Source organism: Caulobacter zeae (genome assembly GCF_002858925.1).
Classification (GTDB): domain Bacteria; phylum Pseudomonadota; class Alphaproteobacteria; order Caulobacterales; family Caulobacteraceae; genus Caulobacter; species Caulobacter zeae.
The window spans coordinates 72,641-84,193 of sequence record NZ_PJRS01000020.1; the positions used below are offsets into that span (position 1 = coordinate 72,641).

Below are 11,553 nucleotides of genomic sequence, written 5' to 3' on the forward strand. Positions count from 1 at the left end.
CAGGGAAGAAGAACGACATGCGCAGCATCTATCGAGGGCGCGGCTTGGCCGTGGGCCTGGCCCTTTCCCTGCTGGCCTCGACCAGCGCCTTCGCCCTCGACGGCGGCTTCGAGAAGACCGCCGACGGCGTGGTCGTCACCCCCGCCTCGGGTCCGGCCAAGAAGGTGCGGCTGCAGGTGATGGGCGAGCGCATCATCCACGTCACCGCCTCGCCGACCGACACGTTCGATGCGCCGCCCAGCCTGATGGTCACAGCCAAGCCTGTCACCAGCGGCTTCACGGTCGACGAGAAGGGCGGGGTGCTGACGCTGAAGACCGCCAAGGCCACCGCCCAGGTCTCGCTGAAGGACGGCACGGTCGACTTCCTCGACGCCGCCGGCCGCAAGGTGCTGGCCGAGCGCGATCGCGGCGCCTTCACGCCGGTCAAGGTCGAGGGGCAGGACTTCTACAGCGTTCGCCAGCAGTTCAATCCGGGTACGGACGAGGCCTTCTACGGCCTTGGCCAGCACCAGAACGGCCAGATGAACTACAATGGCCGCGACGTGGAGCTGCTGCAGTACAACCGCGCCATCGCCGTGCCGATGCTGCTGTCGTCCAAGGGCTACGGCCTGTTGTGGGACAACAACTCTATCACCCGTTTCGGCAATCCGGTCCCCTATGACGTCGCCTCGCGCGACCTGAAGGTCTTCGACGCCGACGGCAAGGCCGGCGGCTTCACGGCCAAATACTACCAGAACGGCCAGCTGAAGGTGACGCGGGTCGAGAAGGACATCGACTACCGCTTCCTGAAGGACCTGCCGGGCTGGCCGGCCGAACTTCAGGACGCCGCCAAGAAGAACCTGCCGGGCCAGACCGTGACCTGGGACGGCTTCGTCCAGACCGACAAGGCCGGCGAGCACAATTTCAAGCTCTATTCCAGCGGCTACGCCAAGGTGTGGCTGGACGGCCAGCTGGTCATCGACCGCTGGCGCCAGAACTGGAACCCCTGGTACCACAACTTCGACGCCAAGCTGACGCCGGGCAAGAAGCACAAGGTGCGCGTCGAGTGGACGCCCGACGACGGCTATATCGGCCTCTTGCACAACGACCCGATGCCGGCGGTGGACCGCCATTCGTTGCAACTGACCTCGGAAGTCGGCAAGGCCATCGACTACTACTACATCGGCGGCGACGACCTGGATCAGGTGGTCTCGGGCTATCGCGACCTGACCGGTTCGGCGGTGATGATGCCGCGCTGGGCCTACGGCTTCTGGCAGTCGCGCCAGCGCTACGAGACCCAGGACCAGATCGTCGGCGTGGTGAAGGAGTACCGTAAGCGCGGCTTGCCGCTCGACAACATCGTCATGGACTGGCGCTACTGGAAAGACCCGGAGTGGGGCACCCACAAGTTCGACGAAACGCGCTTCCCCAGCCCGCAGAAGATGGTCGACGACATCCACGGGATGAACGCCCACTTCATGATCTCGATCTGGCCGAAGTTCTATCCGACTACGGACAACTTCAAGGAGCTCGACGCCAAGGGTCACATGTACAAGCGCAACATCGAGCAGGGCGCGCTTGACTGGGTCGGTCCCGGCTACCTGAATTCGTTCTACGACCCTTATTCGCAGGAAGCCCGCGACATCTACTGGAAGCAGGTCAAGCGCGACCTGAAGGTCTATGGCGTCGACGCCTGGTGGATGGACGCCTCCGAGCCCGACCTGCACTCGAACGTCGACGTGCCCGAGCGCACCCTGCGCATGAGCCCGACAGCGCTGGGCCCCGGCGCGGAATACTTCAACAGCTACGCGCTGGAGCACACCCGCGGCGTCTACGAGGGCGAGATCAGGGACAATCCCGACGTCCGTCCGTTCATCCTGACCCGCTCGGGCTTCGGCGGCCTGCAACGCAACGCCTCGGCGGTGTGGAGCGGCGACGTGGTGGCGCGCTGGGACGACTTCCGCGACCAGATCTCGGCCGGCGTGAACCTGTCGATGTCGGGCATTCCCAACTGGACCACCGACATCGGCGGCTTCTCGGTCGAGAAGCGCTATGAGACCAAGGATCCCGCCCACTGGGCCGAGTGGCAGGAGCTGAACCTGCGCTGGTTCCAGTTCGGCGCCTTCAGCCCGCTGTTCCGCAGCCACGGCGAGCTGCCGCTGCGCGAGATCTACGAACTCGCCGACGAGGGCAGCGATATCTACAAGTCGCTGGCCTGGTATGACGAGCTTCGCTACCGGCTGATGCCCTACGTCTACACCCTGGCGGCCGACACCTATCACCGCGACGGCAGCATGATGCGCGGCCTGGTGATGGACTATCCGAACGACGCCAAGGCCCGGAACGTCGACGACCAGTACCTGTTCGGCCAGGATTTCCTGGTCGCGCCGGTCACCGCCTTCAAGGCCCGCTCGCGCGGCGTCTACCTGCCGGCCGGGACCTGGTACGATTTCGAGACCGGCAAGGCCTTCAAGGGCGGCCAGACGGTCAAGGCCGACGCGCCGCTGGCCCGCATGCCGCTGTTCGTGAAGGCCGGCGCCATCGTGCCGACCACGGTCGTCCAGCAGTATGTCGGCGAAAAGCCCGACGCGCCGATCACCCTGCTGGTCTTCACCGGCAAGGACGGCAGGTACGAGCTCTATGAAGACGACGGCCTGTCCAACGGCTACGCCCGCGGCGCCTGGGCCCGCACGCCGATCTCCTATGACGACGCCACCGGCCGGGTGACCATCGGCGCCCGCTCGGGCGGCTTCAAGGGCATGGTCGAAAAGCGCACCTTCAAGGTCCGCTTCATCGGCAAGGGCGCCAGGCCGACCGACTTCGACGCCGCGGCCGACTTGACCGTCGAGTACGACGGCCAGCCGGTGGTGCTGGCCCGGAAGTAAGGGGCGCAAGTTCCTCGCCCTTCGACAGGCTCAGGGTGAGGAACTTGAATGCACGACCCTTGCCTTGGTCCTCATCCTGAGCTCGTCGAAGGACGAGGACCACGCACAGTTGATAAGCCCCGGCGCCGCAAGCGCCGGGGCTTTGCTTTGCGGGGATGGGCGGTCCACCTTGGCGGCGACGAATCCGAAGAGGGCCGCTCCATGTCCAAGTTCATCGCCGCGGCCGCGCTCGCGGCCTCGCTGACCGCCGCGCCGGCCGCCTTCGCCGGCGACTGGTCGCTGGCCATCCACGGCGGGGCGGGCGTGATCAACCGCGGCAGCCTGACGCCCGAGAAAGACGCGGCCTATCGCGCCGGCCTCGACGCGGCGCTCAAGGCCGGCTCGGCGGTGCTCGAGAAGGGCGGCTCCAGCCTCGACGCCGTCGAGGCGGCGGTGAAGGTGCTGGAGGACAATCCGCTGTTCAACGCCGGCCGCGGCGCGGTCTTCACCGCCGACGGCAAGAACGAGCTGGACGCCTCGATCATGGACGGCGCGACCCTGAAGGCCGGCGCGGTGGCGGGCGTGACCCGTACGAAGCACCCGATCAGCCTGGCGCGGACGGTTATGGAGAAGTCGCCGCACGTGATGCTGGCCCGCGAGGGCGCCGACAGGTTCTCGGTCGAGCAGGGGCTGGAGCAGGTCGATCCCGGCTACTTCCGCACCGAGGAGCGCTGGAAGCAGCTGGAGGCCTGGCGCGCCAAGCAGAAGGCGGCGCTGGATCCGACCCACCTCTACGGCACGGTCGGCGCGGTGGCGATCGACGCCCAGGGCCACCTGGCGGCCGCCACCTCGACCGGCGGCATGGTTGGCAAGAAGTGGGGCCGCATCGGCGACAGCCCGATCATCGGCGCGGGAACCTACGCCCAGGACGGCGTCTGCGCGGTCTCGGCGACCGGGTCTGGCGAATACTTCATCCGCACCAGCGCCGCCCACCAGGTCTGCGCCCGCATCGCCTGGAAGGGCGAGGACCTCAAGACCGCCGGCGACGCCACGATCAAGGCCATCGGCGACATCGGCGGCGACGGCGGCATGATCACCATGAACGCCAAGGGCGAGGTCGCCTTTCCGATGAACAGCTCGGGCATGTACCGGGGCTGGGCCAGCGCCAAGGGGCGGGGTACGGCGATCTACGCGGACGAGAAGTAGGGCGCGGATCAAAGGAACCTCCCCCTGTGGGGGAGGTTTGTTACGCCGCCGCCACCAGCTTCGGCTGGATCAGGGCCGCGGCGTTGATCCGCCGGCCGCCGGGCTTGATGACTTCCAGGTGCACGTGGTCGGTGATGCCGGGATAATGCTTCTGCAGGCTGGCCACGGTGCCGATCACCTGTCCCAGGCGGATGGTCTGGCCGACCTCGACGTCGGGATCGACGTAGAAGGCGCGGGCGACGTAGCCGAGGGCCGGGTTGGTGATCTCGACGAAGCGCAGGTCCGGCGCGTCGGCGTAGGCGTAGCCGATCTTGGTGACGTAGCCCGACATCGGGGCCTTGGCGGCCTGGCCGGCGACCGCGACATAGTCGACGCCCTCGTGCTTGCGCGAGCCGCCGTCGCGGCGGGCGCCGAACGCGCCGTCGCCGAAGTCGTCATACTCGCGCGGGGCCGCGCCGGTGGGGTTGGCGAAGTCGGGCGCGCCGTCGCCGTCGACGTCGGAACCCTTCCACACCGTCTCCATGCGCACGGGCTGGGGCGGCGCCTCGTCCAGCCTGTTCAGCAGGGTCTGCACCGCCGGCCGCGCCGACCGGTTCGCGTGCGGGTTTTCCATCGCCAGACCCGCCATCGGCGCGAAGAGCACCGTCAGACCCAGGGCGATCCGCGCCTGGGGAGGAAGCTTCTTCAGCGCCGGAAAATGCATTTCGCCATCCTATGGATCGTTTCACCTCGTGGGGCGTTTAGCGCGCCACGGGCGTCGTTAACCATTCAGATAAGGCGATGAAAAGGCAGGATTGCTGCGTCAGGACGACGCGCATGTGCTTGGCTATGCTCAAGCTGCAAGCTTGAGATTCAATCGAACATTGTTCGAATGTCGACCTACGCGCCGGCCAGCACTGAGCGGATACGGTCGGCCAGTTCCCTGTTCTCGAAGGGCTTGCGCACCATCGACAGGTCCGTGCGGTCGGGCGTCACGTCGGCGTGGCCGGTGACCAGTATAACCCGGATTCCGGGCGACAGCTCCTCGGCCGCGCGGGCCAGTTCCAGGCCGGTCATGCCGGGCATGGCGAAGTCGACGATCATCAGGTCGGGGCCGGCCTCGCGCACCTTGCGAAGGGCCTGCTCGCCGTCCTCGGCCTCGATCACCCGGTGGCCGAGGTCGCGGACCATGGCCACCGTCACCGCCCGCACGGTCGGGTCGTCGTCGACCACCAGAACGGTGCGCGAGGGCTGCCTGTCCAGGGCGGCGTCGGCCGGCGCGCAGTCCTCGCCCGGGCCGCAGTCGCCCGAGCCGCGCGGCAGGTAGAGGTTCACCGCCGTGCCTTCGCCAGGCTGGCTCTCGATGTCGATCGCCCCGCCCGAACGCTGCGCGAAACCGTAGACCATCGACAGGCCAAGGCCCGTGCCCTTGCCGACCGGCTTGGTGGTGAAGAACGGCTCGAAGATCCGGGCCATCAGTTCGGGACTGATGCCCTCGCCGGTGTCGCGCACCGTGACCAGCACATAGTCGCCGTCGGGCAGGTCGTGGCGCGCGGTCGGGCCGGCCATGGCGAAGTTGCGGGCGCTGATCGAGATCACCCCGCCGCCGGGCATGGCGTCGCGGGCGTTAACCGACAGGTTCAGCACCGCCAGCTCCAGCTGGTCGGGCTCGACATGCGCCGACCACAGGTCGGTCGGCAGGTCCCAGGCGATGCGCACCGCGCCGCCCAGGGTGCGAACCAGGATCGCGTCCATGCCCATCAGGGTGTCGGCCACGTCGACCACCTTGGGCTGGCTCTCCTGCTGGCGGCTGAAGCCGAGCAGGCGGTGGGTCAGGGCCGCGCCCTTGCGCGCCGCCAGGCTGGCGTTGTCGAGATAGCGCCTCACCTTGTCGGCGTCGGACAGGCGGCGGCCGGCCAGCTCCAGGCTGCCCAGGATCGCGGTCAGCAGGTTGTTGAAGTCGTGCGCCACGCCGCCGGCCAGGGTGCCCAGGGCTTGCAGCTTGTCGGCCTGGCGCAGGCGGATCTCGGCCATCTTCTGGTCGGTGATGTCGCGCTCGATGACCAGCAGGTGGCCGGCCTCGTCGCGCAGCGGCACGTACTGGCGCTCGGTCCAGACCGGCCCCGCCAGGGTGGCCTCTTCCTCGACCACCTGCACGGGCTGGCCCGCGGCCAGGGCCTCGGCGGCCTGCGGGGCGTCGGCGAAGGGATGCTCTTCGGCGGCGTTGGTGCGCACGACCCGGCCTTGCGCATCCTTGAAGGCGATGACGGCCGGGATGCTGTGCATCAGGCCGCGCAGCAGGGCCTGTTCGGTCCGCAGGGCGCGGCGCAGGCGCGTGCGCTCGACGCCGGCCGCGACGGCCGCGCGCAGGGCCTCGGGCTCCCACGGCTTGGCGACATAGCCGCTGACGCCGCCCAGGTTCAGGGCGGCGACCACGGCCGACAGGTCGGCATAGCCGGTCAGCAGGATGGACTCGGCGTCGCTGATCGAGCGGGCGGCGGCCAGGAACTGGTCGCCGGTCAGGCCCGGCATTCGCTGGTCCGACAGGATCAAGGACACCGACGGCTCCTGGGCCAGGATGTCCAGGGCCTTGCCCGGGGCGTTGCTGGTCAGGACGCGGTAGCGGTCCTCCAGCAGGTCTTCCAGGGCGACGAGGATATCGGGCTCGTCGTCGACGACCAGGATCGTCGGGCGCTCGCCCCCGGAGGCGCTCATCGGCCTTCTCCGTCGGTGACAGGTGGCGGGATGGTGATGGTGAAGCGCGCCCCGCCCAGGTCGCCCTGGTCGATGGCGATCGAGCCGCCGTGGGCGCGCACTACGTTGTAGGCGATGGCCAGGCCAAGGCCCGTGCCGGCGCCCACGGGCTTGGTCGTGAAGAACGGTTCGAAGATGCGGTCGCGCAGGTCGGCCGGCACGCCGGGGCCGGAGTCCTCGACCACGATGACAAAGTCGCCGTCCTGGTCGCGGGTGGTGATGGCGATGACGCCCTGGCCCCCATTGGGCCCCTCCAGCGCGTCGGCGGCGTTGCCGACGATGTTCATCACCACTTGGTTCAGCAGGGCGGGCGAGCCCTCCAGGGTGTTGCGGGCGGCGTAGGCGCGGCGCACCTCGATGCCGTCGCCCAGCTTGTGGGTCAGCAGGGCCAGCACGGTCTCGATGGAGTCGGCGGCGTCCAGCACGTGGCGGTCGCCCTCGTCCAGGCGCGAGAACTTGCGCAGGTTCAGGACGAGATCCTGGATGCGCTTCATACCCACCCGCATCGAGGCCAGGCGCGCCCTGGCCTTGTCGAGGCCGGGGGAGGGGGTCTCGTGGGCGGCCGCGGCGACCAGGCGCTCGACGGTGTCCTGGTGGCCCAGCAGGAAGGCCAGCGGGTTGTTGATCTCGTGAGCGATGCCGGCGACCAGCTCGCCCAGCGAGGCCATCTTGGCGGCCTGGACCAGCTGGCCCTGGGCGTCCTTCAGTTGGCGGTTGGCGCTGGCCAGGTCGTCGGCAACGGCGGCGCGGGCCTCCGCGCGGGCGAGCGCCAGTTCCTGGGCGCGGGCCTGGCCGGCGCTGCGGCGGGCTTCGTCGGCCATCAGCTTGCGACGCAGCTGGGCGCGGACCCGGGCGCGGACCACCTCGTCATTGGCCGAGGCGGGCACCACGTCGTCGGCCCCGGCTTCGAGGGCGTCGGTCAGCAGGTCGCGGTCGGCCTCCTCGCCGCCGAAGGCCAGGAGCTGGAACGGCGCGGGCAGTCGTGCGCGGCGGGCGTCCAGGGCGGCCAGCAGGGCCAGATCGTCGCGGTCGCCGCCGCGCACGCCGACCACCACGCCATCGAGTTCGCCGTCCAGGGCGGCGGCGTCGGGATCCAGTCGCTCCAGCGTCGCCACCTCGTAGCCGTCATGCTCGAGCAGGTGGCCCAGGCGCAGGCGCAGCGTGGCGCTGGGATGGGTCACCAGCACCCGGGCGCGGCGGAAGGGTTCGGAGGCCTTGGGCGCGGCGGTCTCGGCGCGGGCCCGGCGCAGCAACGCCTTCAGCCGCACGATCACCACCTTGGGGTCGGCCGACTTGGCGACATAGGCGTCGGCGCCGCTTTCCAGGCCCTGGCGCTCCAGGTCGCTTTCGCGGGCCCCTGTCAGCATCAGCACCGGCAGGGCGCGGGTGCGGCCGTTCAGGCGGATCTGCCGCGACAGCTCCCGGCCGTCCATGCCGGGCAGGTGGAAGTCGGCGACGATCAGGTCGGGCAGGTGGGCGTTCAGGTGTTCCAGCGCCGCCTCGCCGCTGGCCGCGCACGACACCGAAAAGCCCTCGGCCTCCAGCAGGCCGCGCAGGCGCAGGGCCTGGGTTTCGGAATCCTCGACGACCAGGACCGACGCGGTCATGCGTCCTCCCGGCGCTTGGCCAGTTGGGCGATGCGCGGACCGATCAGGTCTAGGCTCAGCACCGCGCGGGCCGCGCCCAGCTTCACGGCGGCGGCGGGCATGCCGTAGACGACGGCGCTGCTCTCGTGCTCGGCGATCGTGAAGCCGCCGGCGGCGCGCAGTTCGGAGAGGCCCTTGGCGCCGTCCTCGCCCATGCCGGTCAGCAGAGCCGCCACCGAGCGCGAGCCCACCGATCGGGCCAGCGACTGAAACAGGACCGTCGCCGAAGGCCGCTGGCCGCTGACGGGCGCGGCGCCCGACAGGCGCAGCACGCCGCCGGGCGTCAGGGTCAGGTGGCGGTCGCCGGGGGCGACATAGGCGCGGCCGGGCAAGGCCAGTTCGCCGTCCCTGGCCACGCCGACGCGGATCGGCGACAGGCTGTCCAGCCAGCTGGCGAAACCTTCCATGAAGGCCGCGCCCATGTGCTGGACGATCAGGATCGGGGCGGGAAAGTCGGCGGGCAGGGCGTCCAGCACCCGGGCCAGGGCCGGCGGCCCCCCGGTCGAGGCGGCCAGGGCCAGATAGCCCAGGTCCTGGAAGTCGGCCGCCGTGGCGATGGGCGCGGTCTCGCGCGGGGCGCGCGCTCCGCCGCCGATGGCCCGCCTGCGGATCACCGGCACGCTGCTCATGATGAACAGCTGGGTGCAGATGGTGTCGGCCAGCCGCTCGTAGCCGTCGGTGGCCAGGCCGACGGGTTTCTCCACCACCGTCAGGGCGCCGGCCCGCAGGGCGTTCATCGAGATCTTCAGCGAGGCGTCCTCGACCGCGTCGGCGATGACGACGATCGGGGTGGGATGATCCGACATGATCCGCGCCGTGGCCTCCAGCCCGTCCATGCCGGGCAGGCGGATGTCCATCGAGATCACGTCGGGCCTGACGCTGGTTATGCAGGCCAGGGCCTCCTCGGCCGAGGCGACGGCGGCGGCGACGGTCAGGCGCGGATCGCGCTCGACGATGTGGGTCAGCAGGACCCGCACCACCATCGAGTCCTCGACGATCATCACCCGCACGGGTTTGCTCGAGGCCTTCACAGCAGTTGCCCGATCGCCGCCAGCAGCTCGCGCTGGTCGAATTTCTGCTTGGTGATGTAGGCCTCGGCCCCCAGGTCGAGGCCCCTGCGCACGTCGGCGGCGTCGGCGCGCGAGGTCATCAGGATCACCGGGGTGCCGGCCAGGGCCGCGTCGGCCTTGACCGCCTGCAGCAGCGAGAAGCCGTCCATGCGCGGCATCTCGATGTCGGCCACGACTAGGTCGATCATCGCCTGGCCCGAGCGCAGCAGGTTCAGGGCGTCCAGGCCGTCGACGGCCAGCAGCACGCGATAGCCCTGGGCCTCCAGGATGCTCTTTTCCAGCGTCCGGGTGGTGATGGAGTCGTCGACCACCAGGATGGTGCGGGTCGTCTCGTCGGCGTCCTCGGCCTCCTCGGCGAAGCCCAGGCCGCCGGCGGCCAGCTGGCGCTGGTCGCGCAGCCAGCGGCGCACCAGGGCGTCGGGATCGAGCGCCAGCGCCGGCGCCTGGTCGTCCAACTGCACGGCGCCGGCGATCAGGTCGGCGTCGAGGTCGTCGGCGTCCAGGTCCTCGACCAGGGCCGAGCGCACGTCGCACAGGGCGTCGACGGCCAGGGCCACGTGGCGGCGGCCATGGCTGAGCAGCACGGCGGACACGGCGCCGGCGTGGACGGGAACCTCGGCGGCGACGCCGGACAGCAGGGCGGAAAGCGGGACCATTGGGACGATAACGTCGTCGCCGTCGATCGCGATCCGTGCCGCCGGGTGTCCTTCCACCGTTTCCAGCCGGGTGGCGTCCAGGCGCAACAGTCGGCGCACGCTCAGCGAGGGCAGGGCGGCCTGGCGGCCCTGGATGTCGACGAACAATAGCGACTGCCGCGCGGCCGACAGCGGGGTCGACAGCGCCACCCGCGCGCCCCAGGGGCGACCGGCGGTCAGGCGCAGTTCGCCACGCAGCTTGCGCACCGCTTCGGCGACGACGGACAGGCCCATGCCGCGGCCGGCCAGCTTGTCGACGCCTTGGGCCGTGGAGACGCCCGGGGCGAAGGCGTGGGCCAGAAGCTCCTCGGGCGTCGGGGCGGGCGCGCCTTCGGGGCGGGACGGCATCAGCCCTTTCTCGACGGCGGCGGTTTCCAGCCGGGCGAGGTCAGGGCCGGGGCCGTCGTCGGCGATGTCGATGCGCAGCCGGCCCGAGGCGGCCGAGACGGTCATGGCGACGGTCAGGCGCTCTGGCTTGCCGGCTGCTGCGCGGGCCTGCGGCGCCTCGCGGCCGTGGCTGACGGCGTTGCGCAGCAGGTGCATCACCGGGTCCTTCAGCGCCTGCAGCACCCGGCGGTCGGCGCGGGTGTCCAGGCCCGTGACCCGCACGTCGACCGCCACGCCGGCCTCGCGGGCGATGTCGCGGACCATGGTGGCGAAGCCGCCGAACACGGTCTCGGCCGGGGCCTGGCTGATCTCCTCGACCCGGCCGCGCAGGTCCGACAGGCCCTGGTCCAGCGCCCAGCCGGCCCGCACCCGGCGCACCGACAGCTCGTTGAGGGCGCGCGACAGGTCCTTCAGGCCCTGCTCGACCTCGCGCGCCCGGACCGCCGCGCCGCCGCGCGTGTCGCGCCAGCGGCGCTCCAGCTTGCGGGCGTCAGAGGCGAGGCGGCGCAGGTCCTCGTCGATGGCCCCGTGGTCGAGCACGTCGCCCGACAGGGTCTGCATGGCGCGCGACAGGCCGGCGACCGCCTCGACGTCGATGCGCACGTACTCGACGGTTTCGTCGGCGACGGCCGCGGTGGTCGCCGCCGGCTTGGGCGCGGGCGGGGCGTAGGCGGCGCCGGCGGCGTCCTCCACCGCGTCGAGCAGGCCTTCCAGCGCCGCCGTTGTATCGGCGTCGAGCGTCCGCTGGCCGTCCATCAGTTCCGCGCAAAGGCTTTCCAGCGCGTGGGCGTGTTCTTCGACAGCGGGCAGGTCGACCGCCCGCGCTGCGCCCTTCAGGCTGTGAGCCCGGCGGAAGATCTCGCGCGTGTCGGCCTCGCCGCCGGCCGCTATGGCCTGGCGGATCGCCTGGAGGTGCTCGCGGTGTTCGAGGTCGAACGCCGCCAGAAGCTGTCGCCGGATGTCGGGCACGTCG

7 protein-coding genes are annotated in these 11,553 nt (G+C 70.5%); 2 read left to right on the plus strand and 5 right to left on the minus strand.

Going from position 1 to position 11,553, the window contains the following annotated elements; all coding sequences use genetic code 11:
* Positions 1-17 precede the first annotated feature (17 nt).
* Both SGCZBJ_RS11065 and SGCZBJ_RS11070 read left to right on the plus strand, forming a co-directional pair.
* A complete protein-coding gene (locus tag SGCZBJ_RS11065) occupies positions 18-2,864 on the plus strand; it encodes a TIM-barrel domain-containing protein (RefSeq protein ID WP_240621479.1) in 2,847 nt (948 codons plus the stop codon).
* A 201-nt stretch (positions 2,865-3,065) separates the two neighbouring features.
* Positions 3,066-4,049, plus strand: a complete 984-nt coding sequence (locus SGCZBJ_RS11070; protein ID WP_101718062.1) for an isoaspartyl peptidase/L-asparaginase family protein — start codon at positions 3,066-3,068, stop codon at positions 4,047-4,049.
* Between the two features lie 40 nt (positions 4,050-4,089).
* Here SGCZBJ_RS11070 and SGCZBJ_RS11075 read toward each other — a convergent pair whose 3' ends face one another.
* The 5 genes from SGCZBJ_RS11075 to SGCZBJ_RS11095 form a co-directional block, all read right to left on the minus strand.
* Positions 4,090-4,752 carry a M23 family metallopeptidase gene (locus SGCZBJ_RS11075; RefSeq protein ID WP_101718063.1) on the minus strand — a complete coding sequence of 221 codons (663 nt, stop codon included), beginning with the start codon at positions 4,750-4,752 and terminating at the stop codon, positions 4,090-4,092.
* A 176-nt stretch (positions 4,753-4,928) separates the two neighbouring features.
* Entirely contained in the window at positions 4,929-6,743 is a 1,815-nt protein-coding gene (locus SGCZBJ_RS11080; RefSeq protein WP_101718064.1) for a response regulator, read from the minus strand.
* A complete protein-coding gene (locus SGCZBJ_RS11085) occupies positions 6,740-8,389 on the minus strand; it encodes a response regulator (RefSeq protein ID WP_101718065.1) in 1,650 nt (549 codons plus the stop codon). Before SGCZBJ_RS11085 ends, SGCZBJ_RS11080 begins: the two co-directional genes overlap by 4 nt.
* The gene (gene cheB, locus SGCZBJ_RS11090; protein WP_205685369.1) at positions 8,386-9,459 is read right to left on the minus strand and encodes a chemotaxis-specific protein-glutamate methyltransferase CheB; all 1,074 of its coding nucleotides are present in this window, start codon (positions 9,457-9,459) and stop codon (positions 8,386-8,388) included. The genes SGCZBJ_RS11085 and cheB overlap by 4 nt, the downstream gene beginning before the upstream one ends.
* Positions 9,456-11,549, minus strand: coding sequence for a hybrid sensor histidine kinase/response regulator (locus tag SGCZBJ_RS11095; protein WP_101718067.1), 2,094 nt, complete (start codon positions 11,547-11,549; stop codon positions 9,456-9,458). Before SGCZBJ_RS11095 ends, cheB begins: the two co-directional genes overlap by 4 nt.
* Positions 11,550-11,553 lie beyond the last annotated feature (4 nt).